General features: G+C 69.4%; 23 protein-coding genes. 13 read left to right on the forward strand and 10 right to left on the reverse strand.

Going from position 1 to position 23048, the window contains the following annotated elements; all coding sequences use genetic code 11:
- The first annotated feature begins 127 nt into the window (after positions 1-127).
- Positions 128-778, forward strand: a complete 651-nt coding sequence (locus ACWGKS_RS02585) for a TetR/AcrR family transcriptional regulator (RefSeq protein WP_358508880.1) — start codon at positions 128-130, stop codon at positions 776-778.
- Positions 779-827: 49 nt separating this feature from the next.
- Positions 828-1403: a DUF4245 domain-containing protein gene (locus ACWGKS_RS02590; RefSeq protein ID WP_358508769.1), complete on the forward strand. Its 576-nt coding sequence runs from the start codon at positions 828-830 to the stop codon at positions 1401-1403.
- A gap of 3 nt (positions 1404-1406) precedes the next feature.
- Here ACWGKS_RS02590 and ACWGKS_RS02595 read toward each other — a convergent pair whose 3' ends face one another.
- Both ACWGKS_RS02595 and ACWGKS_RS02600 read right to left on the reverse strand, forming a co-directional pair.
- Complete coding sequence (locus ACWGKS_RS02595; protein WP_358508767.1) at positions 1407-1799, reverse strand: VOC family protein; 393 nt, start codon at positions 1797-1799, stop codon at positions 1407-1409.
- Between the two features lie 225 nt (positions 1800-2024).
- Complete coding sequence (locus tag ACWGKS_RS02600; protein WP_358508765.1) at positions 2025-2996, reverse strand: 4-hydroxy-3-methylbut-2-enyl diphosphate reductase; 972 nt, start codon at positions 2994-2996, stop codon at positions 2025-2027.
- 298 nt (positions 2997-3294) lie between these two features.
- On the opposite strand from ACWGKS_RS02600, the gene ACWGKS_RS02605 reads away from it, so the two are divergent.
- The 5 genes from ACWGKS_RS02605 (at position 3295) to ACWGKS_RS02625 (ending at position 7514) form a co-directional block, all read left to right on the forward strand.
- Positions 3295-3972, forward strand: a complete 678-nt coding sequence (locus ACWGKS_RS02605) for a hypothetical protein (protein WP_358508763.1) — start codon at positions 3295-3297, stop codon at positions 3970-3972.
- Between the two features lie 109 nt (positions 3973-4081).
- Positions 4082-4630 carry a TetR/AcrR family transcriptional regulator gene (locus ACWGKS_RS02610; RefSeq protein ID WP_358508761.1) on the forward strand — a complete coding sequence of 183 codons (549 nt, stop codon included), beginning with the start codon at positions 4082-4084 and terminating at the stop codon, positions 4628-4630.
- A 67-nt stretch (positions 4631-4697) separates the two neighbouring features.
- A complete protein-coding gene (locus ACWGKS_RS02615) occupies positions 4698-5585 on the forward strand; it encodes an SDR family oxidoreductase (RefSeq protein ID WP_358508759.1) in 888 nt (295 codons plus the stop codon).
- 250 nt (positions 5586-5835) lie between these two features.
- Positions 5836-7269: an exodeoxyribonuclease VII large subunit gene (gene xseA / locus ACWGKS_RS02620; RefSeq protein WP_452521553.1), complete on the forward strand. Its 1434-nt coding sequence runs from the start codon at positions 5836-5838 to the stop codon at positions 7267-7269.
- Positions 7270-7271: 2 nt separating this feature from the next.
- A complete protein-coding gene (locus ACWGKS_RS02625) occupies positions 7272-7514 on the forward strand; it encodes an exodeoxyribonuclease VII small subunit (RefSeq protein WP_358508755.1) in 243 nt (80 codons plus the stop codon).
- 24 nt (positions 7515-7538) lie between these two features.
- On the opposite strand, the gene ACWGKS_RS02630 is transcribed toward ACWGKS_RS02625, so the two are convergent.
- The 3 genes from ACWGKS_RS02630 to ACWGKS_RS02640 all read right to left on the reverse strand — a co-directional run bounded on the left by ACWGKS_RS02630 (position 7539) and on the right by ACWGKS_RS02640 (position 10953).
- Positions 7539-8147 (reverse strand): DUF6542 domain-containing protein, encoded by a 609-nt coding sequence (locus tag ACWGKS_RS02630; RefSeq protein WP_358508754.1) that lies wholly within the window; start codon positions 8145-8147, stop codon positions 7539-7541.
- 335 nt (positions 8148-8482) lie between these two features.
- A complete protein-coding gene (locus tag ACWGKS_RS02635) occupies positions 8483-9742 on the reverse strand; it encodes a DNA recombination protein RmuC (RefSeq protein ID WP_358508752.1) in 1260 nt (419 codons plus the stop codon).
- A gap of 245 nt (positions 9743-9987) precedes the next feature.
- Positions 9988-10953, reverse strand: a complete 966-nt coding sequence (locus ACWGKS_RS02640; RefSeq protein ID WP_358508750.1) for an FkbM family methyltransferase — start codon at positions 10951-10953, stop codon at positions 9988-9990.
- A gap of 212 nt (positions 10954-11165) precedes the next feature.
- Here ACWGKS_RS02640 and ychF point away from each other — a divergent pair, with 212 nt between their 5' ends.
- On the forward strand, positions 11166-12254 hold the full coding sequence (ychF, locus tag ACWGKS_RS02645; RefSeq protein WP_358508748.1) for a redox-regulated ATPase YchF: 1089 nt from the start codon (positions 11166-11168) through the stop codon (positions 12252-12254).
- Positions 12255-12451: 197 nt separating this feature from the next.
- Here the strand turns inward: ychF and ACWGKS_RS02650 are convergent, their stop codons facing one another.
- Entirely contained in the window at positions 12452-12865 is a 414-nt protein-coding gene (locus ACWGKS_RS02650) for a DUF3224 domain-containing protein (protein WP_358508747.1), read from the reverse strand.
- A gap of 245 nt (positions 12866-13110) precedes the next feature.
- On the opposite strand from ACWGKS_RS02650, the gene ACWGKS_RS02655 reads away from it, so the two are divergent.
- Both ACWGKS_RS02655 and ACWGKS_RS02660 read left to right on the forward strand, forming a co-directional pair.
- Positions 13111-14091, forward strand: coding sequence for an LLM class flavin-dependent oxidoreductase (locus tag ACWGKS_RS02655; RefSeq protein ID WP_358508745.1), 981 nt, complete (start codon positions 13111-13113; stop codon positions 14089-14091).
- A 303-nt stretch (positions 14092-14394) separates the two neighbouring features.
- Positions 14395-14646 carry a DUF2798 domain-containing protein gene (locus tag ACWGKS_RS02660; protein WP_452521557.1) on the forward strand — a complete coding sequence of 84 codons (252 nt, stop codon included), beginning with the start codon at positions 14395-14397 and terminating at the stop codon, positions 14644-14646.
- A gap of 17 nt (positions 14647-14663) precedes the next feature.
- Here ACWGKS_RS02660 and ACWGKS_RS02665 read toward each other — a convergent pair whose 3' ends face one another.
- The 3 genes from ACWGKS_RS02665 to ACWGKS_RS02675 all read right to left on the reverse strand — a co-directional run bounded on the left by ACWGKS_RS02665 (position 14664) and on the right by ACWGKS_RS02675 (position 16658).
- Positions 14664-15107, reverse strand: a complete 444-nt coding sequence (locus ACWGKS_RS02665) for a VOC family protein (RefSeq protein WP_358514715.1) — start codon at positions 15105-15107, stop codon at positions 14664-14666.
- Positions 15108-15247: 140 nt separating this feature from the next.
- Complete coding sequence (locus ACWGKS_RS02670; protein WP_358514713.1) at positions 15248-15958, reverse strand: hypothetical protein; 711 nt, start codon at positions 15956-15958, stop codon at positions 15248-15250.
- A gap of 10 nt (positions 15959-15968) precedes the next feature.
- Positions 15969-16658, reverse strand: a complete 690-nt coding sequence (locus ACWGKS_RS02675) for a lysoplasmalogenase (RefSeq protein ID WP_358514711.1) — start codon at positions 16656-16658, stop codon at positions 15969-15971.
- A 409-nt stretch (positions 16659-17067) separates the two neighbouring features.
- On the opposite strand from ACWGKS_RS02675, the gene ACWGKS_RS02680 reads away from it, so the two are divergent.
- The 3 genes from ACWGKS_RS02680 (at position 17068) to ACWGKS_RS02690 (ending at position 21901) form a co-directional block, all read left to right on the forward strand.
- Positions 17068-18012 carry a conjugal transfer protein gene (locus tag ACWGKS_RS02680; protein WP_358514709.1) on the forward strand — a complete coding sequence of 315 codons (945 nt, stop codon included), beginning with the start codon at positions 17068-17070 and terminating at the stop codon, positions 18010-18012.
- Between the two features lie 72 nt (positions 18013-18084).
- Positions 18085-18405, forward strand: a complete 321-nt coding sequence (locus ACWGKS_RS02685; RefSeq protein ID WP_304074832.1) for a hypothetical protein — start codon at positions 18085-18087, stop codon at positions 18403-18405.
- A 19-nt stretch (positions 18406-18424) separates the two neighbouring features.
- Complete coding sequence (locus tag ACWGKS_RS02690; protein ID WP_358514706.1) at positions 18425-21901, forward strand: TcpE family conjugal transfer membrane protein; 3477 nt, start codon at positions 18425-18427, stop codon at positions 21899-21901.
- A gap of 148 nt (positions 21902-22049) precedes the next feature.
- On the opposite strand, the gene thpD is transcribed toward ACWGKS_RS02690, so the two are convergent.
- Entirely contained in the window at positions 22050-22955 is a 906-nt protein-coding gene (gene thpD / locus ACWGKS_RS02695) for an ectoine hydroxylase (protein WP_358514704.1), read from the reverse strand.
- Positions 22956-23048 lie beyond the last annotated feature (93 nt).

Below are 23048 nucleotides of genomic sequence, written 5' to 3' on the forward strand. Positions count from 1 at the left end.
AGGGTAGTCACCCCGGGTGTTTCCTGGTCATCGCGGGTGGGGCGGGTCCAATGGGGGCGTGACCGCACCTCGAAGACCCGTAACGGTCTACCCTGGCGGGGACCCGGACAGGAGTGAGGGCGTGACAGTGGACAAGACGGACAAGCCCGCGCGGGCCTCCGCGCGAGGCGCGGCCACCCGCACCTCCCTACTGAAGGCGGCGGCCCAGGTCTTTCGTACGGTGGGGTTCGCGAAGGCGGGTGTCAGCGAGGTCGTCTCGGTCGCGGGTGCCAGCGTGGGCAGCCTCTACCACCACTTCACCGGCAAGGCGGACCTGTACCTGGCGCTGTACGAGGAGTTCCAGCAGCGGCAACAGGAGCGGACCCACCAGGCGGTGCGTGAGGCGCGCGTCGATGGTGAGAGTGATCCCACACGGCTGATGAACATCGCGGCCCACGCCTACCTGCTCGGCGCCATCGAGGAACGGGAGACCACCCGGCTGTTCTTCAGCGGCGACGGGCCTCCCGGCTTCGACTACCAGCTGCGGTCGCGGCTCACCCAGTGGACCGACCGCAACGTGGCGCTGTTCCGCAAGGCCGACGAACCGGTCGATGAGGCGCTGCTGATCGTGGTGAGCGGTTCGATGCTGTTGGCCGTCGCCGAGGTGGTCTACCGCGACGACATCGACGCGCACAAGCTCGCCGACGACATCACCGGACTGCTCACAGAACTGGAACCCCGCAACCGTCGCCAGGAGAGCCCCGCGGCCCCGGGGCCCGCCACCCCGGACCCCGCTTGAGGGACCCCGGGTCGAAGTGGCTCCAGACCTGCGGCAAGCTGGACAGGTCATGAGTGAGAACAGCAGGGCCAACGCCACCTTCAAGAACTACGCCATCTCCCTCGGGGTCGTCGTCGGAATCCTCCTGGTGATGGCCTTCGTTGTCTCCACGCGTTCGGGCGAGAACATCCCCACCGTGGACTACCGCCCGGACATCGAGGTGATGCGTCAGTCCGCCGACTACGAGGTGACCGCACCCTCGGAGGACATGCCGCGGGGGTGGACCCCCACCAGCTCGCACCTGGACGTGACCGGTCCGGTGTCGTGGAGCATCGGCTTCGCGACACCGCAGGACAGCCACGCCATGCTGACCCAGAGCGACGCCGACCCGGACAAGGTGATCGCCGACCACGTCAAGGACGCCGAACCGGTCGGTTCCGTCATGGTCGCCGACCGGGAGTGGGAGCAGTTCGAGGCCGACGACTGGGGCGCCCTCGTCCAGCGCGGCGACGACCGGACCCTGATCATCTCCGGCAGTACCTCCCTGGACGAGTTCGCCGTCCTCGCCGAACACATGGAGACCTACCCCGTCCCGGAGAAGGACGACGAGGCCTCCGAGGAGGAGACGGAACCCGAGGGCTCCTGATCCCTAGTCGGGGCTGTGTTCCATGGCCCGCCGGTCGGAGGCGCTGCGCAGTACGCAGAACTCGTTGCCCTCGGGGTCGGCCAGGATCGCCCACCCCGAGCCGTCCGGCTCTCGGTGGTCGCCGACGAAGGTGGCGCCGAGCCCCAACAGCCGTTCCACCTCCAGCTCCCGAGTGGTCTCCGGGCGCAGGCACAGGTGGATCCGGTTCTTGATCTCCTTGGGCTCGGGCACCTGGTTGAAGTGCAGCACCGGTCCCTCCGCCAACAGCACCAGGGTCTCCTCATCGCCGGGTCGGCTCTCCGGGTGCACGGGACGGCCGGTCACCGCGCTCCAGAACCGCGCCAGTTCATAGGCGTCCGTACAGTCGATCGCCACGTTCTGCAGTATCGAAACCATGCGTGGAAGTCTCGGGCATTCGTGTTCCGGGTGCCACCGGTTTACGAACTCCCGGAACGGTGGGCGGTGGATCGTCCACCGGGCGAAGTGGTGTCTCCTCGTGATCGGGGGAGCTCGAACCCTCGGCTTCGTGCAGCCCACGACCCGCACGCGAAACGGGCCCCGAGGAACCACGGAGGTTCCTCGGGGCCCGTTCGTCGTACGGGTCGTTTCTCGGCGCGGGTGCTACTCGGCGCGAAGGTCGCGGCGCAGCTCCTTGGGCAGCGAGAAGGTGAGGGTCTCCTCGGCGGTGGTCACCGGGGTGACGGATCCGTACCCGTGTGCGGAGAGCTTGTCGAGGAGTTCGCGCACCAGGATGTCGGGGACGGACGCGCCACTGGTCACACCCACGGTGGTGACGCCCTCCAGCCAGGCCTCTTCCATGAGGGTGGCGTTGTCGATCAGGTAGGAGGCGTTCGCGCCGGCGTCGAGGGCGACCTCGACCAGGCGGACGGAGTTGGACGAGTTGTCCGAACCCACCACGATGACCAGCTCGCACTCGGGCGCCATGGCCTTGACGGCGTCCTGGCGGTTGGAGGTGGCGTAGCAGATGTCGTCGCTGGGCGGAGCCAGCAGGTTCGGGAACTTCTTGCGCAGCGCGTCCACGGTCTCGTTGGTCTCGTCCACCGACAGGGTGGTCTGAGACAACCAGGACACGTTGTTCGGGTCGCGGACCTGGACCTTGTCGACCTCGTCCGGGCTCTCCACGATCTGGATGTGCTCGGGGGCCTGGCCGCTGGTGCCCTCGACCTCCTCATGGCCGATGTGGCCGATGAGGACGATGTCGCGGTCCTCGGCGGCGAATCGCTTCGCCTCCTTGTGGACCTTGGTGACCAGTGGACACGTGGCGTCGATGGTCTTGAGTTGGCGCTTCTCGGCCTGCTCGTGGACGGCGGGCGATACACCGTGCGCGGAGAAGACGACGATGGCGCCCTCGGGCACCTCCTCGGTCTCCTCCACGAAGATCGCGCCGCGCTCCTCCAGGGTGCGCACGACGTGCGTGTTGTGCACGATCTGTTTGCGCACGTAGATCGGGGCGCCGTACTGCTCAAGGGCTTTCTCGACGGTGATGACCGCTCGGTCGACACCGGCGCAGTAGCCCCGGGGGTTGGCCAGGAGCACACGACGTTGGTTCGTGGCAGTCGTCATCGCAGTCATGGCATACATCCTAGGTGCGATCGTGGGATGTGGGAGCGGGTGTGGGATACGGCACCGTCGGGGTCAGGCCTATGGTGGAGACCACGACCAGGTGACGTCGCCGCAACAGAACGTACCCGGTTGGGCCGCGACGTGGCGAAATCGTTCACTTGCGGCCAGCTCATGGTGATCCTCCCTCATCTATCCTGGTTCACCAATCGCATCAGTTATGAGGCGGTTCGCCCTCAACTCGGCCTTGCCTGGTTTGCTGGACGCGCGCCGCCGGCCCAACGCCGAGAGCATCAGGAGCCCCCGTCCTATGTCGAACCCGACCATCGCCACGAAGCTGACCTCCTTCATCAAGGGCATCTTCGGGCGTAAGGACCCGGTCGTCACGACCGTTCCGGAGCAGCCGGAGAAGAAGGACGAAGCCCCCGCGTCCGAGACCACGGCGCAGGAGAGCGCCGAGGTGGAGACCACCTCCGAGGTTTCTCCGGAGCAGGAGAAGCCCACCGAAGAGAAGGCCGAAGTGGAGGTCGAGGAGAAGCCCGAGCCGGTCGTCGAGGCCACCGCTCCCACGGCGATCCCCGTCACCGAGGCGGACTCCACCGAGACCACCGAGGTCACCGACGCCACCGAGGCCGCCAAGCTGGTCGAGGAGATCCGGGAAGAACCCTCCGTCCCCGCCACCGCCGACCTCGCCGAGGACGGCTCCGCGCTGGCCGAGGAGCTCAGCGCCGCCGAGGCGCACACCACCGTCGCCAGCGACGAGGTCCTGGAGAAGGTTCGCAAGGGCAACGCCCCCGCGGTCGAGGACCTGGCCGTCCCGACCTACGACGAGCTCACCCTGCCGTCGATCCGGGCCCGCCTGCGCAAGCTCACCATCGAGCAGGTGCGCGACCTGCGCGCCTACGAGGTGGCCCACCAGGGTCGTCCCGAGTTCATCAAGATGTACGACAACCGCATCGCCAAGCTGGAGGCGGAAGCCGGGGCCTGAGTGCGGTTTCGCGGAAGCGGAAGATGGGGCGAGGGATCCGATCCCTCGCCCCTTTTTCGTTGCTCCGAGGGGTTGACGCCTATTTGGTAGTGAGTGTTTACTATCAAACATGACGACAGGGCGGAGACCACGGGTCGGAATCGAACGGCGCCGCGAGCAGATCCTCGCGGCGGGGCTGAAGGAGTTCAGTCACAAGGGGTTCCACGGTGGTTCGACCGTGGCCATCGCCAAGGACGTCGAGATCTCGCACCCCAACCTCTTCCGGGTCTACTCCACGAAGAAGGAACTCTTCGTGGCGGTGCTGGAGAAGACCTTCGCCGACATCGAGCGGGAGATGCTCGTTCCGGGGGAGAGGGCCGAAGAGGATCCGTTGCAGGTCATGTCGGACGGCTGGGGCGTGCTGATGGAGCGCCGCGAGGTGATGCTCATCCTGCTCCAGGGGTACGCGGCCGCCAACGATCCCGACATCCGCGACGTGATGCACGAGTGGACGCGGGACGTCTTCGAGCGTTTCGAGGCGCTGCCGAAGGTCGACACCGACCAGGCGCACGAATTCTTCGCCGACGGAATGCTCTACATGGTGGCCGCCTCGATCGGGCTGCCCGGCCGTGCCGAGTCCGACGAGTGGGCCGAACGCTTCCTGTCCTCCGGGAACTGAACCTTTCCCGTGGCGGGCAGGGCCCGCCTTTTTTCGCCCATTGATAGTGACTACTCACTATTGAGTAATGATGCCACCCACGCAGAAGGAGACCCTCGCGATGAACTCGCCCACCGTGCTCGTGACCGGAGCCACCGGAACCATCGGTTCGGCCCTGATCCCCGAACTCCAGGCGCGCGGCGCCACCGTCCGCGCCATGACCCGCGACCCCCGACGTTCCGTGCCCGGCGCCGAGACCGTCGTCGCCGACCTCAAGGACCCCGAATCGGTCGCCGCGGCCCTCGAAGGCGTCGACACGGCCTTCCTCAACAGCCCCTCCGAGGAGGGCGCCGCCGACCTCCAGATCCGGTTCGTCGACCTCGCCCACAAGCTCGGTGTGCGCCGCCTCGTGCTGCTCTCCCAGTACGCCGCCCGCCTCGACTCGCCGGTGCGGTTCCTGCGCTGGCACGCCGAGGTCGAGGAGCACGTGCGGCGGTCGGGCATCGACCACACGGTGCTGCGCCCCAACCTCTACCTGCAGGCCCTGCTCGGCTTCGCCGCGACCATCGAGCAGGGGTGGTTCGCCGCTCCCATCGGTGGCGCGGCCGTGAGCGCGATCGACACCCGCGACATCTCGGCCGCCGCGGCCGAGGCACTGGTCGGGGAGGGGCACTCGGGCCGGATCCACACCCTGACCGGACCCAGGGCCGTGACCCACGACGAGATCGCCCGTGCCCTGTCCTCGGCCACCGGGCGGGAGATCGCCTTCCACGAGGCGACCGACGAGCGGTTCTCCGAAGCGCTCTCGGGTGTGCTTCCGCGGTGGCAGTTGGCGGGCCTCGTCGAGGACTACGCCCACTACGCCAGGGGAGAGGCCGCCGAGGTGCACACCGGCGTCGCCGACCTGACCGGACGTCCCCCTCGCGACGTCACCGACTTCGCCCGCGACCACGCCGACGCGTTCGGCCGGGCCTGACCACCGTCCCCGCCTTCACCCACATCCCCCAAGCACACCATCACACCGACCACCCCTCGCCCCCGAACCCGGCGCGGGCCTGCGCTTCGTACTCACCAGCCCGCGCCGGATCCGCGCGGTCGCGCGCTTCCCGTCCTTCTTCGCGACCTCCGCCGTGCGCCGGCGTCCCACGTCGGCCGACCGGGTCGCGCCGAACCGCCGAGCCCGACGAATCGGGAACTGTCGCCATCCTGGCCTAGGCTCTGGAGCCATGGGTATGGAGAGTTCCGCGGAGTCACCGCAGCCGGTCCGGGCCGTGCTCCAAGCGGTCGGGGGTTGGATCGACCGCTTGGGCGCGATCTGGGTCGAGGGTCAGGTCGCCGAACTCAACTCGCGTGGCCGGATGACCTACCTGACGCTGCGCGACCCCGTCGCCAACGCCTCGGTCCGGGTCATCTGTGAGACCGCCGTACTGCGCCGCCAGGATCCACCACCAGGACCCGGCGACCGCGTGGTCGTCCACGCCAAGCCCGACTTCTACCAGTTCAGGGGCACGTTCTCGCTGCGTGCCCGGGAGATCCGACACGTCGGCGTCGGTGAGCTGCTGGCCCGGCTCGAACAGCTGCGCCGCACCCTCACCTCCGAGGGCGTGTTCGCCTCCGAGCGCAAGCGCCCCCTGCCGTTCCTGCCCAACACCGTGGGGCTGATCTGTGGTCGGGACTCGGCGGCCGAGCGCGACGTCCTGGAGAACGGGCGCCGCCGTTGGCCCGCGGTGCGCTTCGAGGTGCGTCCGGTGGCAGTGCAGGGCGATCGAGCCACCCGTGAGGTCATCGAGGCCCTACGGGACCTGGACGCGCGCCCCGAGGTCGACGTCATCGTCATCGCCCGTGGTGGCGGCTCCATGGAGGACCTGCTGCCCTTCTCCGACGAGGCGCTGGTGCGCGCCGTCGCCGCGGCGGCCACACCCGTGGTCAGCGCGATCGGGCACGAGCAGGACACCCCGTTGCTGGACCACGTCGCCGACGTGCGCGCCTCCACCCCCACCGACGCCGCCAAGAGGACCATCCCGGACGTGGGGGAGCAGTTGGAGATCATCCGACAGCTGCGCGACCGCGGTCGCCGGGTGATCGGTGGCGGGTTGGAACGCGAACTCACCTGGCTGGCGGGGATCCGGGCCCGCCCGGTGCTGGCCGATCCGGTTCGCGAGACCGAACGCCTCACGGAGCAGGTCCTGGAGCTGCGCGACCGGGCCCGACGCAGCCTGACGATCTCGCTGGACCGGGCCAAGGAGGGACTCGGGCACACCGAGGCGCGCCTGCACGCGTTGTCCCCGGCCACCACGTTGGCCCGTGGGTACGCGATCGTGCAGCGCGAGGACGGTTCGGTGGTGCGTTCGGCGACCGAGCCCGAGCTGGGCGAGAAACTGCGTCTGCGCTTCGCCGAGGACGGTCTGACCGCCACCGTGAACGAGGTGGACACCGATCCCGCGGCCGGCCCGGAACCGACCGAGAAGGTGGCCGAAGAGACCGAAGAGACGGGTGAGGCCCGGGAGAAGGCCCCCGCGAAGCCCAAGGCCACCAAGGGGACCACGGCCCGCAAGCGCCCCGCCAAGAGGTCCGGCACGGCGAAGAGGACCGGCGGGACCGGCGGTGGAACCAAGGGCGCCGCCGAGAAGACCACGACCGAGAACACCGAGGGGGAGTAGGCATGACCGAGACGAACGAGGCCCCGGAACCGAGCTACGAGGAGAGCAGGGAGCAGCTGAACGACGTGGTTCGGAAGCTGGAGTCGGGTGGCCTGACCCTCCAGGAGTCCCTCGCCCTGTGGGAGCGCGGGGAGGAGTTGGCGCGAATCTGCGAGCGTTGGCTGGAGGGCGCCCGCGCCAAGCTGGCCGCCGCGATGGATGAGCGACGCGTGGACGCGCCCGCCGACCCCGATACCCCGTTCTGACGTTCACCGGGGGCCGGGGATCGCTCAGCCGCGCCCGTTGAGTTCGTCGCCCAGGGAACGGAGATTCCCGGGCAGGCCCCGGAAGACGGCGATGACCAGCACGAGCGCGGTCCCCAGGAACAGCCAGGGCGCGACCTCGGCGAGCCGGGAGGCCAGCCCCAGGATGAGCACCCGGGCGAACCCCTCGTTGCCGACGGCGAGCACGCTCTCGGCGGCGACCACCGCGACGAAGTAGGCGATCGGCGGACTCACCGACAGCGAGAGCAGGTCGGCCGGGCGGACCAGGGCGGCGGTGGCCAGGCAGGCGAGCGTGAAGATGATGCCGGGAACCGCCGGAACGGAGGCCAGGTTCGCGATCATCGTTCCGGCGAAGCTGCCCAGGACGATGATCAGGACCGCGCCGCGTCCGGTCAGCCGGGGCGGCGCAAGGGCCCCGGGCAAGGTGGTCCCACCGGGAGCGCCGCGTCCGGCGGGGGTCCCGGTGGGACCACCTCGCCCGGTGGTGGTGTTCTTGGTGGTCGTGGGTCGGCCGCGTGTCCTGGACACGTTCGGAACGTCACGACCACGACCGTTGGTCCGCACGAAATACGGGGCCTGTCCTGGCTCCGGACCGTCCGATTTGCGTGGGGGCATGGTCGTGCGCCTCCCAAGTCTGTTACTCACAGTGTTCAGTGTGTCACTTCTAGTGAGTCTCCGGGTGTCTTTCACGGGATCGTGTTGTCATTTCGGCCACTTGCCCGTTCCGGGATTATCGTGCCTTCCACCCCTTGGACGCCGAGATGACCCCAACTGGTTCGGGGCGGTTTCCCCGACTCGGGTGGTTCGTCACCCTCTGTGTCCGAACCTCTTGGTCCCGGTTTGGGTCATGCCCATCTATCCGTTACTCGCACACCGAATGTCGTCGGAATGGGGGGAGTTCGTGTCGGACACGCCACGGACGCCCGAGTCGTTGGCGTCCGGCCCGTGCTTCAGATCGTCGCCGCACCTGGACCGGTCCCGTTCGCGGTGACCCCGTCGAGCCCGTTCTCGCTCAGCTCCGGTGCGGACACCCCGCGCGGACGCTCCTCCAGTCCCGACAACCGGTCCAGCTCGCCGTCGACCAACCCCAGTTCGCCGAACCGACGCGCGGTCACCAGCACCCGGCTCTCCAGGGAACCCACCGTCTGGTTGTAGGCGGACACCGTCCGGGTCAGCGCCCGGCCCAGTCCCTCCACGTGCCCACCCAGGGTCGACAACCGGCCGTGCAACTGCTTGCCCAGATCGAACACCTCACGGGCGTTCTCGCTCAACGCCTCCTGCTGCCAGGCGTACTGCGCGGTCCGCAACAGCGAGATGAGCGTGGTCGGCGTCGCGATGTGCACGCGCCGGGCCATGGCCTCCTCCAACAACCCAGGATCGCGCTCCAACGCCGGCGCCAGGAACGCCTCCCCCGGGATGAAGAGCACCACGAACTCCGGCGACGGGGTGAACGACGCCCAGTACGACTTTGCGGCCAACTGGTCCACGTGGGTGCGCAGGTGTTTGGCGTGCGCGTGCAGCCGCTCCTCCGCGCCCGGACCCTCACCGGCTTCCACGGCGTCCAGGTAGGCGGCCAGCGGCACCTTGGAGTCCACGACGATGTTCTTGCCGCCGGCCAACCGCACCACCATGTCGGGTCGGTGCGCGCCCGCCACGGCCTGTTCCTGGAAGTCGCAGCGCGCGGCCATCCCGGCCAGTTCCGCCACCCGGCGCAGTTGCAGCTCGCCCCACCGGCCACGCGCCTCGGGCCGCCGCAGCGCCGTCACCAGGGACTGGGTCTGGCCGCGCAGACGCTCGGAGCCCTCGCGCACGAGTTCGACCTGCTTGGCGAGCTCGGCGTGCGCCGCGGCCCGCCCGGAGTCAGCCTCGCGCAGTTGGGCCTCCACTCGGCTCAGGGTCTGGGTGAGCGGCTCGACCATCCGTTCCATCGCCCGGCGCCGCTCGTCCAGGTCACCGCCCGCCTCGGCGCTGACCGCCCGCAGTCGTCCCTCGGCCAACTCCATGAATCGTTGGTTGGTCTGGTCCAGGGCCTGCGAGGACATCGCCCGGAACCGGTCCGCGAGCTGTTCCTCCACGTAGGCGGCGCGTTCCTCCGCCGCTCGGGCGTCGGCCCGGACCTGGGCGTCGCGCCCGCGAGCCAGGGCCAGGCCCACTCCGACGCCGATGGCGATACCGATGAGGAGCATGAGTACGAGTAGAAGGCCGTCCATGGGGCCCATGTTCCCGTAGAGAGCGCGGGGATGTGGCCGAAGGCGGACGTTTTCCACAGGGTGTCGAACCGTTCGGTTCGGACGGGGCGCGGACCCTCCCCGAGAAGGGGTTCACCATGCGCACCGTCGAGGGCGCCGGACGCCGCGTCCACCGGGACGACCTGCCAGGTCTGATTTCGGCGCCGGACGGTTGGATCTAGTGCCGACGTGTCCGCCGGGGCCGTACCCCGACGGACGCGCATCGGTCAGTTCGCGGCACCTCCGCACGACTCCAGGGCGGTGCGCCACTCGCGCAGCGACCCCCAGAACGCCTCCGGTGGTTCCTCGGGGGCGAGCAACCACATCCGCTCCCAAGCGGGGGAGGCGCGCCCGCAGATCTGGGTGCGAGGGTCGTAGGGCGGCTCCCCGGCCACCGGGAACCACAGGTACTCCAACGGTTCCACGAGGGCCATCAGGCGTTCCTCCAGACCGCGATCGGGCCTGACCTTGACGAGCATCCAGGGTCGGAAACGGCGCAGGATCTCCAGCCCACCGACCACCACCTCGGGTTCGCTCCCCGCGGTGTCGATCTTCACCATGGTGGGGACACTGCCCGCCGACTCGTTCCACCGGGCCAGGGTCGAGGCCTCCACGGTCAGGTGGTGCAGACCGAGGCGTCCGTTGCGCACGACCTGGTTGCACATGTCGTTGTGCAGCGCCCGTTGGAGTCGGGCCGTGCCGTTGTGGTTGCTCAGGGCCAGTTCGACCACGCCGAAACCGAGGTGGGCCGCCGACGACATCGAGCGCGCGGCCGCCGCGAGCTCGGGCGTGGGCTCGAAGGCGAACACGGGTCGACGCGAACGCGCGGCCGCGAGCATGGCGTACACGCCCACCCCCGCACCCACGTCCAGGACCGCGCCCGGTCCGGTGTGGTCCAGGACCGCCATGAAGCAGGCGAGGCTGTCGGGTTCGTGTCGGGAGAGTCCTCCGACGGCCAGACGGCGGGGGACCGTCAGGTCGCCCGGTAGCCGGAGCTCGACCCGGTCAGGGCCGAGCCCGCGTGTGTCGCCCGCGGTTCGAGGGAGCGTGAGGGTGAGTCGGCGGTGGCGGGGCGGGACGCGGGCGGGGTCGAGGCCACCGAGTCGTCTGGGCAGGTGGACGCGGATGCGGCGGGTGGCGAAACGCACGATCGGGTATCGGCGCACGAGTGCGCGTAGCTGGTCGTGGACCACAGTGTCCCCTTCCCCCAAAGAATGGTGCCGTGGTGGTGTCGCCGATCACCTCGCCGTCCGATCTGTGTGCTTGTTCGGACGTCTCCGTCTCTCCGTCCGAGGTGCCCGGCTTCGCACTCCGAACCTACTCTGAGTAGCCAGTCCTGCGCACTGGGTTTCCATGATTGTTCTCGGTCCTCGCCCACCCCTCGGGACGCATACACTCTGAGCTTGTGAGTCTGTCTATCGGGATCGTCGGCCTGCCCAACGTTGGCAAGTCCACCCTCTTCAACGCGCTGACCAAGAACGACGCTCTGGCCGCGAACTACCCGTTCGCGACCATCGAGCCCAACGTCGGGGTCGTCGGTGTTCCCGATGTCCGGCTCGGGAAGCTGGCCGAGATCTTCGGCTCCGCGAAGATCCTTCCGGCGACGGTGGACTTCGTGGACATCGCCGGCATCGTCCGCGGCGCCTCCACCGGCGAGGGCCTGGGCAACAAGTTCCTCGCCAACATCCGCGAGAGCGACGCCATCTGCCAGGTCATCCGGGCCTTCGAGGACGCCGACGTCACCCACGTCGACGGCGACGTCGAGCCCTCCCGCGACATCGAGACCATCAACACCGAACTGATCCTCGCCGACCTCCAGACCCTGGAGAAGGCGATCCCGCGCCTGGAGAAGGACGCCAAGCGCAACGCCAAGGACAAGGGTGCCCAGGAGCTTCTGGCGGCCGCCAACGCCGCCCAGGAGATCCTGAACGAGGGCACCTCGCTGTCCCAGGCCAAGGGTGTGGACCTGGACCGGCTGCGTGAACTGAGCCTGCTCACCGTCAAGCCGTTCATCTACGTGTTCAACCTCGATAGCGACGAGCTCGCCGACGAGGCCCTGCGCACCAAGCTGCAGGAACTCGTCGCCCCGGCCGAGGCGATCTTCCTCGACGCCAAGATCGAGGCCGAGTTGGCCGAGCTCGACGACGAAGAGGAGGCCCAGGAGCTGCTGGAGTCCCTCGGTCAGACCGAGTCGGGCCTGGCCCAGCTCGCCCGCGTCGGCTTCGCCACACTCGGGTTGCAGACGTACCTGACCGCGGGCCCCAAGGAGGCGCGCGCCTGGACGATCAGGAAGGGCGCGACCGCCCCAGAGGCGGCCGGTGTCATCCACACCGACTTCGAGCGCGGCTTCATCAAGGCCGAGATCGTATCCTTCGACGACCTGGTCGCGAACGGCGACATGGCCGCGGCCCGCGCCGCCGGCAAGGTCCGCATCGAGGGCAAGGAATACGTGATGTCCGACGGCGACGTGGTGGAGTTCCGCTTCAACGTCTGAGCCCCGGGTCCACGGGCGTTCCCCGTCGCGGATCGGTGTGGACACACCGGGACCGTGACACCTTCGTGGCGGTGTTCGCGTTTCGGCGGAAGGTCGCCCGGGCGGCGACCCGATGGACCTTCCGCCGGCCCGTCCCCATCGCTGAGAGGTACCGGCGGGGGCCTCGAAGTGGACCCCGCGCCCGTCTGTTCGCCTCGTTACGGCGCGATCCGGTATTCGAGGTTCAGGTGGTGGGTGCCGTCCGCGTCGATGACGATGCCGCCGGTCCCGGTGATGCCGGAGAGCTCGCCGGTGCCGCTGCCGGGCACGATCAACAGCGTCTCGTGCGAGCGGTCCGAACCGGAGGTCGTGGCGCTGTGGGTGATGTTGCAGGCTCCAGCACGGCCGTTGATCGTCCCCTCGAAGGACTCCAACGCCACGTAGGTCCCGCCACGTTCCTCGTCGAACGCGTACACGAACTGGGTCTGCGCGGTGCCGTCGATCGCCCCGCGGAACTCCTTGCGCATCAGCGCGTACCCGTTCGGCAGACCCGTGGTCACACTCGCCTCGAACGGCTGGGGCACCATCTCCGCCACGGTGAACGTGCCGGTCGCGGTCTCTAACTGACTCATCCTGAATGCTCTTCTTTCCGTTGGCCGTGATCCATCAAGGCTGGAGCATCGTCGTTCGGGGTTCCGATCGGCGGAATCCTCCACGAGATTCAACCATGGGCGAACGCGCTCGGAGCGGTGGTCGCGGTCGCCCTGCCGATGACCTGGTCGATGGGCCCACCACCACGGTGACGAGGAGCGGATAGGTTGAGGGAGGCGGCGAATTCGCCGACCCGGCCATGTTCCTGGAAAGGATGAGAAACGCTGTGCCAGTCCCGCTGAGTATTCTCGACCTCGTCTCCATCTCCGAGGGGTCGACGGCCCGCGAGGGCATCGCGGCGTCGATGTCCGCGGCGAGGCTGGCCGACGACCTCGGCTACACCCGACTCTGGTTCGCCGAGCACCACAACACCATGAACCTGGCCGCCAGCGCCACGGCGCTGCTGATCGACCAGGCCGCCACGGTCACCGAGCGGATCCGAGTGGGATCGGGCGGCGTGATGCTCCCCAACCACGCTCCGCTCATGGTGGCCGAGCAGTACGGCACGCTGGCCAACATCCACGGTGACCGCATCGACCTCGGCCTGGGTCGGGCCCCCGGCACCGACATGATGACGGCCCAGGCACTGAGCCGCTCCTCGGCCGAACCGCAGGCGTTCGCGGAGAACATCTTCGACCTCCAGGGGTGGTTCGGCGACGAGGGAAGAAGCCGCAGCGCGCCCATCGCCTCGGCTGTGTCCAAGGGCACCGAGGTCCCCATCTGGGTCCTCGGCTCCACCGTCAACGGCGCCTCCATCGCCGGTCAGCTCGGACTGCCGTTCTCCGTCGCCTCGCACTTCGCGCCCGACCAGCTCGATGCCGCGATCGAGGTCTACCGGAGCAGCTTCACCGCCGACGCGCCGACCGCGCAGATCGACGAGCCCTACGTCATGGCCGGCATCAACGTCATGGTGGCCGACAGTGACGCCGAGGCCGAGCGCGAGTACACCACCCTGGTCCAGATGTTCGGGGACATCGCGAGTGGCAGGAGCCGCAAGCTCCAGCCGCCGATCGATCCGTCCGAGGCACGGGGCGGGGACAACCCGATGCTCAGCATCAAGGCCGTGGGCGGCCCGGAGACCGCCGTGCGGCAGCTGAGCGAGTTCGCCGAGCGCACGGGCGCCGACGAGCTCATCACCGTGACCTACGCCTACGACCCGGCCGTCCGTGAACGCTCACTCCGGCTGCTGGCCGAGAACTGGTTCTGATCCCACCTCGCCCGGCACCGGGCGGCCTCCGCGGCACGTGGCCGAGCGCCGACGAGGTCGGCGCGGGCATCACGGTCCACGGCGGCCGCCCGGTGCATCCGGCCGCGTCGGTGGAACACCACCGAGATCCGATATCCTGGAGACGCCTGAAAGATCTTGGCTGGTGTGGTTATTCCAGCCCTCACTCTCTTGAGATGCAGTCGTACCCGACGGTGCGAACCCGAGGCGCCCGATACCTCTTACCCAAGGGGCGGCGCCACCGTCTGCATCGAGGGCGTCGTCGTCCCTGAAAAGGAACCGACGTTGAGCAAGAAGAGCATCTTTCTCTCCCAGATCATCATGACCTTCATCATGGCCGCGACGATGTCGGGTCTCCTGGGCATGATCTTCTCCGGTGGCCCGTCCATGGAGTGGCTGGTCACTTGGCCCAAGCAGTTCATCATCGCCTGGCCCATCGCCTTCGTCCTGACCATGGTCGCCTGGCCCACGTCGATGGCGCTCACCGGCTTCATCCTTCGCCCCCGTGGCGCACAGGCCGCCTCCGAAGCGAACTGATCCGCTGAGGCCGCGCCTCAGCGGGCGACCGGCGGGGTCAGGCGCAGGCGGCCGTGTTCGTCGATGCGCATGAGCGCCTGTGAGGGGTTGTGCGCGATCTCCCACAGGTGCCCGTCCGGGTCGGCCACGTAACCCGAGTGGCCGCCCCATTCCTTGGCGACCGGGGCCCGCACGGCGGTGGCCCCCGCCGCTACCCAGTCGGCGAAGGTCCGATCGACGTCGGCGGCCGAGTCCAGGTTCATCGCCAGGGTGACCCCGCGGAAGCCCTCCCCGTGGGCGGGCAGTCCCGTGTCCGCGGCCAGGGCTTCCCATCCGTACAGGGCCAGGGCCGTTCCGGTGGTGGGAAGGAACACGATGGAGCCCAGGTCGTGTCGGCGTTCGAAGCCCACGGATTCGTAGAAGACCGCAGCGGCGGCGACGTCGCGTACGCCCAGGGTGAGGAGGCTGAGTCGTTGGTCCATGCCGTGCACACTACGCCGCGATCTCGAAACCGGTCCGAGGGAGGGCGAACACGCAGCGCGATCGGCGTGTCCGAAACCAGGAACGGCACTCGGGCGAGCGTCGCACCAGAGGAGAGTCGACCCACCGACGGGCCGGGGCGTCAGGGGTCGTGGCGCTTGCGGTGGCTGTCGGACTCGATGGCGTCCGGTCTGCCCTGCCTGAGGCCGGACCTCAGCGCTCGGCGGTAACCGACCACGGAGACGACCAGCGCGACGACGCCCGGGATGGTCAGCGGGGGCGATTCGAGCGCGATCCCGGTGGCCGCCGCGAACAGTCCGGCGCACAGCAGCGCGCCCGCCCACCACCAGCGCGGACCGCCCAGGGCGATGCCTCCGTAGACGGCCGCCCCGACGATCGTTCCGACGACGAGGAGGACCCCCAGGCCCGCGAGGCCGATGACCACGGGGAGCAGTGAGTCCGGTGGTTCGGTGTCGGTGGGGAAGAGCACCGGGAACCCGGCGGCCACGAAGCACACCACACCCAGGACGAGCGTCGCGGTGGCCGCCAGGGTGAGCTTCGCGGTCGTACCGAGGGGGTCCTCGTACCGGTCCAGGGTCACCGACCACGAGCCCCACATGATCCAGCCCACGCAGGTGAGGAACACGCCGAGCCCGAGCGGGACCAGGAACACCGGGCTTTCGAGTCCGCCGGTGATCAGCTCGGTCACGACGCCGATCGGTATGCACAGGACCAGGAGCGCCAGCCCCACCAGCGCGGAGTGGCCGAACACCCGCGTGGCCCGTCGGGCGGGGTGTTCGTTTCGCCGACCCTTGCGGTACTTGCGGCGTAACTGGCGGAGTCGTCGGTTCATGACGTGCACACTACGCCGCCGTCTCGACGCCGGTTCGGGCACGGGGACGGGAGAGCAGACCCAACACGATGAGGGTCTGCGCGGCGACGTAGGTGCTCATCACCCAGAACCCGCCTTGGGGGAGTGAGTCCCATCCGGGGGCGAACGCGCGCAGGGCGATCAGGGCGTCCGAAACCAGGAACAGCGCCCCGCCGGCCGCCACCCACGGCCCCAAGCCCGTGGAGAGCACGGCCATCGTGCCCAGCACGAGTCCGTACAGCAGCACGGGGATCAACAGCCCGCCGGCGTGCGGGGCGCACAGCCACACCAGTACCGCCACGAACCCGACGTAGGGCGTCAACAGCCATCGGCGTCGGGTCAGCACGCTGTCGTTCCGGTAGGGACAGAACGCCGCCACGTACACCACTTGTGCGATCAGGAAGAACCCCACCATCAGCAGGAACGCGGTGTCGCCGGAAGCGAGGGCCGGGGCGGTGTCGCCGAGCCAGGAGAACACCAGCGCGACCATCGCCAGGACGATCAGTCTGCCGCGCGGTCGTCCCGTGGAGCCGGCGAGCACCAACAGCAGGGCGGGCATGAGGAAGACCTGGGTCGGTCGGTTCCAGGCGTCGATCCCGAGCAGTTGGATCACCAGGTGCGCCACCGCGAGTACGGCGAAGAGGAGCAAGAGGACGCGGGGAAGCGTGCGAGAGGGGATCATCCGGACATTTTAGGGGTGACGCAGGTCACCGAGGGATGGATGTCCCTTTTCGGATGAGCCCGTCGTCGGTCCCGACGGCCTGTTCGCCCCCGGAATGCCCCCGGCTCGGTACCGAGGGAGATGCTCGGAGGCCACATCTTGCTCTCCAGCGGGTGACTAATCCCTTTACGGTCTGGCCAGAAATGCGCCCACCTGTACCTCTTCAGAGAGGTTTCTGTGGAGAATTGTCGTACTCTGATCCCTTTGGGTGGTTCTTCCTTGGGGCGCAATGTGCCCCCGATGGGGAAACACGGTCCCTTCATGGGCGCTCCCAACCCGCACAATGCCTCACTATAGGGATGGGGTAGACAAGGGCATGACCGAAGCGTCGGCGACAACGTCGGCGCGTAACCGTGTTCAGGAGGCGGGGATGGCCAAGGTGCGTGACCGGGCCGACGACGACCACGATCTCGATGCCCCGCGCACCCGCACTCCACGCGCGGGCGCGGGTGGTCGCTGGTGGGTCGGTGTGGGGCGCGTCCTGCTGTGGGCGTTCATCATCGTCGTCATCTTCAACGGCATCTGGTTCCCCATCCGTAACGGATTCTCCCTCCCCGGTTCGGCCGCGGAGGAACCCGAGACCTCCGAGTCCGCGGCCTTCCCCGAGACCTCCGCCGCCGCGTTCGCCCTGCGCTTCGCCGGCACCTACCTCGACACCTCCGACCCCGAGGCCCGTCAGACCGACCTGGCCGCGTTCGTCCCCGAAGGCGAGACCGGCGGCCTGAACCTCCCCGCCGACAGTCTCAGCGGTGACAACCTCACGGTGGTCGCCGTCGACGTCCTCGACGACCACAACGCCCGCGTGGTGGTGCGCGCCGACGTCAACGGCGAACCCATGAGCCTGCAGGTGCCCGTCTACAGCGACGGCGACGCCCTGGTGCTCTCCGGTGGCCCGGCCCTCATGGCCGCTCCCGCCCAGGCCGAACTGCCCCAGGCGCAGTCCTACGACACCGACGAGCAGGCCGCCGAACAGCTCACCGACACCCTTTCCGGCTTCTTCGAGGTCTACGCGGGGGAGGCAGGCCACCTCGACCGGTACGTGGAACCCGGCGCAACGATCGCCCCACTTCCGGCGAACACCCTGGAATTCGCCGAACTGTCCGATATCACCGTGCCATCCCAGTCCTCGACCGGAGATGATGACGTACGACAGGTGGCGGCCACCGTGGCCTGGTCCCTGCCCTCCACCGAATCGGACGAGGGCGCCGCCGGGGCCGGGGCCATGGAACAGAACTACCTGGTCACGGTCGTCAACTCGGGCAACGAGTGGTACGTGCGTGACATCCAGGGCGCCCCGCATTCGTTCGGCGGATGACGGGGCCTGTAGGCAAGGAGACGAGAAGGACCATGCGCACACCAGTAACGACACCGGAGGGAGGCGCCTGACATGCTCCCCCTACTGGCCTCCACCGCCGACGCCATGACGGCCCTCGGCGGCACGGACCTCCTCCACCTGGCGGTCGAGACACCCGCTGAGAACGCCCCCGACACCGGTGGTCTCGCGGAGTTCCTGCGCGGGTTCTTCGGCCCGCTCTTCCTCGTCATCGTGTCCATCGTCGCGATCTTCTTCCTGTTCACCAGGGAGATCACCCGGTTCGCGCAGTTCATGATCCTGGCGATCTTCATCGGGATCGTCTTCTACGTCCCCGGCATCATCGAGGTCATCGCGGTGGCCATCGCCCGAGCGATGGGCGTACCGACGGAATAGGCGAGGGAGGCCGGAAACCGTGGATCTGCCCACGTACACCAACATCTGGCGTATCGAGAAGCGGCTGTACAAGCTCTACGATTTCCGGCTGCCCATGCCGCTCCCGGTCGGCACCTTCGGTGTCGCCCTGGGCATCTTCGCGCTCTGGGTGGTGCTGCTGACCCTGTTGCGGGCTCCGTTCGAGTTCGGCAACGGCTGGCACCTGGTGATGTGGGTCGTCCCGCCCGGTGTGATCACCGTGCTGGCCACCCGCCCGGTGATCGAGGGCAAACGCCTCACCGAACTGCTCATCTCGCAGGCGCGCTTCCTCGCCGAGGCGCGCGTGTACACCCGGATGGCCCCGGAGTACGAACCGGCGCAGGTGCGGGTCGCGGTGCGCGTGTGGCACCGGGACCCGGCGGCCGGGCCGTTGCCCCTGCCCCGTAGCGGGCGCCGCGCTCGCACGGAGGAGGAGGCCGCGGCACTCGCCGAACACGAGGCCTCCGTCGAGGAGGCCCCGGTCCCCGAGATCTCCGAGGAGGAACGGGCCCTGCGCGCGGCCCGCGAGGCGGCCCCGCCACTGCGTGGTGTGCCCACCCCCGAACCGGCCGCCTCGCGGGCGGCCCCGGAACCCGAACCCGTCGACGACTCGGTCGAATACATCCCGGCCCCCGAGGTGGAGGCTCCCGAGGTCGAGCCCCACAAGGCCGACGCCGCCCAGATCGCGGTCCGCAAGATCCCGGTCACCGTCGGCGCCGGGGCGCAGGCCGTGGAGCGGGAGGACGACGCGCCCGCCGCGATGACCACCACGCGACCTCCCGGCCAAGACGAGGAGGAGGAACGTCCGCGCCACGGGGTGGGTCGCCGGATGCTCAACTACTTCGGGTTCGGACTACCGGCCCACGACGATGGCGCCGGCGCCGCTCCCCCCGACGAGGAGCACCGCGCGCTTTCGAACGCCGGCGCCGAGGAGGACGAGGTCGACTTCGACGAACCCCTCTACGCCACCGAGGAGGACGAGCAGCGCGACCGTGACGAGTGGTTCGCCCGGCTGAAGGCCTCCTCCGGGGAGACACCCGTGGGGCTGACCTCCAAGAGCGCCTACGCCTCCAGCGACACCGGGGCGATGAGCAGCGAAGAACTCGGCGACGCCGTCTCCCCGGCCCCGTCCTCGCGTCGGCTGCGCGGTCGCACACAGGGGATCCAGGTCGCCCGTGACCTGGACGCCCGCCGCGAACGTGAGGGTGAGCCCACCGACATCACCGAGCACGCCGAGGTGAGCGACGCCCCCGAGCGCGCCCGCGAGAGGATGCGTCCGCCGGCCGAGCCCGAGAAGGCCCGCGGTCGGGCACTGCCCGCCACGGACACCGAAAGGGCACCGGAGCGCAAGGAGGCGCCGCGCCGCAAGGGGCGCCCGCACGCCTCCCCGTGGGAGCTGGAGAAGAAGGAACGCCGGGGCGAGTACCCGGACCTGTCCGACTACGCCGCCCGGTACGCCGAGGCGACCGGTCGTCCTTCGGCGGCCCGCGACGTCGCGCCGGCGCCGTGGCTGCCGCCCGCCTCGGGGGCCCCGGGGAAGACCGAGGACAAGAGCACCGAGGACACGACCACCGAGGACAAGATCGAGGAGAAGCCGGAGACCGAGCCGGAACCCGAGACCTCCCCGGAGGACGTCGGGACCCCGGACCGGATCGGGCGCACCGAGGTCGGCCCCCAGGTCTCCCACGCGGCACGCCCTCGTCCCCAGGCTCCCGAGCTGGACCATGGCACCGGCGAGCAGGACAACCACATGTCCGTGCTCGACCGACACCTGATCAAGGCCGACACCCCCGCGCCGCCGCGGCCCAAGTTCGCGGACGCGGTCCCCGCCGATGAACGCCCGGTCGAGCCCACCGACCCCTCCGAGTGGTTCGACGACGGCAAGCGCCGCCACCCGGACCAGCCCAAGGTCGGTGACAAGGACAACCCGGTGATCCCCGTCAGCGAGCTCCGCGAGGAGCGCCGCAAGCGGGAACGCGACGAGGAGGAAGAGGCCCGGGCACGGCGCGCCGAGGAGGCCGCCGAGGTCGAGCCCACCAAGCCCGCCACCCAGCTGGACCACGGCACCGGCGAACTCGTCAGCTTCGTCGAGGTCCGTGAGGAGCCCAAGCCCGTACCCGAACCCAAGCCCAGGGCGAGGCGCCCCGACCCCGAACCCCGGCCCGAACCGAAGCCACGGCCCGAGCCCGAGCCGGTCCGCCCCACCGAGGCGGAACTCGCCGAGGCCGAGGCGGCCGCCCTGCGGGCCCGGCGTCGCGACAAGGCGGAGGAGCGGTCCGAGGAACCGGCCGGGACACGGGCCGGGACTCGGGCCGAAGAGCAGACGGAGCAGCCGGCCGAGGAGTGGTTCGAGACCGGTCACGAACCTCGCGAGGCCCACGACCCCCACGACCCCCACGACGGGGTGTTCCATCGGGTGGCGAACAACGCGCGCCGTATCGGCCGACTCTTCGGCCAGCCGCCCCCCGGCGAGGAACCCGAACCGCCCGCGCCCCGGCCCGCGGCCACCGAGCCCGAGCCCGAGCCCGAGCCGGCCAAGCCCGGCCTGGAACTCGACCACGGAACCGGCGAACAGGACCGTCTGACCGAACCCGCCCCGACCACCGAGGAGCCCGAGGCCGACTCCGGCGGAACCCGAGGCTGGCGCCGGCTCGCCAAGGTCGTCACGGGCGGGGGCGCCCCGATCCGGTCGGACCTGCCCGCCGCCGACGTCGAACGATTGCGCGCCCCGCTGGCCGAACCGCGTTCCCTGGTCGTCCTGGGCTGCACCGGCGGCGCCGGACAGACGATGACCGCGCTGATGGTCGGCCACACCCTCGCGGTGCATCGCGATGACCGAGTGGTGGCGGTCGACGTCAACCCGGGTGCCAACGGGCTGTCCCGGCGAGTGGGCGCCCAGGCCCCGGAGACGCTCACCGCGCTGCTGGCCAACGCCGACGCGATCGACGAGTACGAGAGCATGCGCGCCTACGCCGGTCGCGCCCGTACGGGTCTGGAGGTCGTGCAGACACTCGACGACCCGTACGTGCAGACCCTGGACGACCGCGACTACGGTCAGCTCACCGACCTGCTGGGTTCGTTCTACGGCATCACCCTGCTGGACCCGGCCGCCACCGGGGTGGCCCGGGCGCTGCCGGTCGCCGACGGGCTGGTTCTGGTCGCTCCGGCCAGCGCCGACGCCGAACGGGCCGTCTCCATGACGTTCGAGTGGTTGGACGGCAACGGGTACTCGGCCCTGCGCGCCAACTCGGTCCTGGTGGTCAACGGGGTGAGCAAGCGCAGTCTGCCGGACGTGGACGCCGCCGAGCGGGTGGCCCGCGGTCGCTGCCGCGCGATCGTGCGCATCCCGTGGGACGACCACTTGGGCGCGTCCTACACCAAGATCGACGTGGGGTCGTTGAAGCCGGCCACCAAGCGCGCCCACGGGGCGTTGGCCGGGGTCCTGGTCAACGCGCTCGAACCGGCCGGGCGCTCTTGAGGTTCACGTACCGCGTGAGGCCCGCCCCCCGGATCGGGGACGGGCCTCACGCGTATCGTCGTTCGGCCCCGTGCCCGGCTCGGGCACCGTCGGGGTTCCCGAGCCCCTGGTTTCCGAACCGTCGGCCGCGGCGTCAGGAGAACGCCCCTCAGCGTCCGACCGGGGTGGTGTCCGTGGCACCGAGGAACTCGGGCCGGGCCGCACCCGCGCTGAACGGTTTGGTGCAGGTGTTCTCCACGCTGTTGAACACGATGAACACGTTGGATCGCGGGAAGGGCGTGATGTTGCCGCCGGACCCGTGCATGCAGTTGGAGTCGAACACCGTGACGTCGCCCGCGGAACCGGTGAGGACGTCGATGCCGTGCCGCTCGGCGAGCATGGACAGCGATCCCTGGTCCGGGGTGCCCACGTGCTGGCTCTTGAGCGACGCCTTGTAGTGGTTGTCCGGGGTCTCTCCCACACACGAGACGAACGTCTTGTGCGAGCCCGGCATGATCATCAGTGCGCCGTTGTGCGTGTGGTTGTCGGTGAGCGCCACGGAGAAGCTGACGGCGCGCATCCGCGGCATGCCGTCCTCGGCGTGCCAGGTCTCGAAGTCGGAGTGCCAGTAGAACGATCCGCCCCCGAACCCGGGTTTGTAGTTGACGCGGCTCTGGTGCACGTACACGTCGGTTCCGAGAATCTGTCGGGCGCGGTCGACCAGACGCGGGTCGTTGACCAGGTCGGAGAAGACCTCGCTGATCTTGTGCACCTCGAACACGGACCGCACCTCGTCGGAGGCGGGTTCGACGACGACGCGCTCGTCCTCGCGCAGTTTCGGGTCGTCGCCGAGGCGGCGCAGCTCGGTCGTGTAGGTCTCCACCTCTTCCGGGGTGACCAGGGACCGGACCTGGGTGTATCCGCGCTGTTCGTAGCCGCTGAGGTCGTCGGGCTCGAAGGGTCCATCGTCCCCGCTGGACCACGCGACGGGGTCGCGGCGGTAGAGCAGGGAGGGTTCGGTCGTCTTACGGGTCGGGTAGTCGTCCGCGGTCGGAAGATCCATCTGCAGAGTCATGCCGTTCCCCTCGGTAGAGGGGCGCTCCCCTCCGTTTCGGGTTCTTCGTACGACTCGCGAACTTAACAAATCCACATGGTGGGGACGAGTGGC

The sequence above is a fragment of the Nocardiopsis sp. NPDC055879 genome (assembly GCF_053615935.1).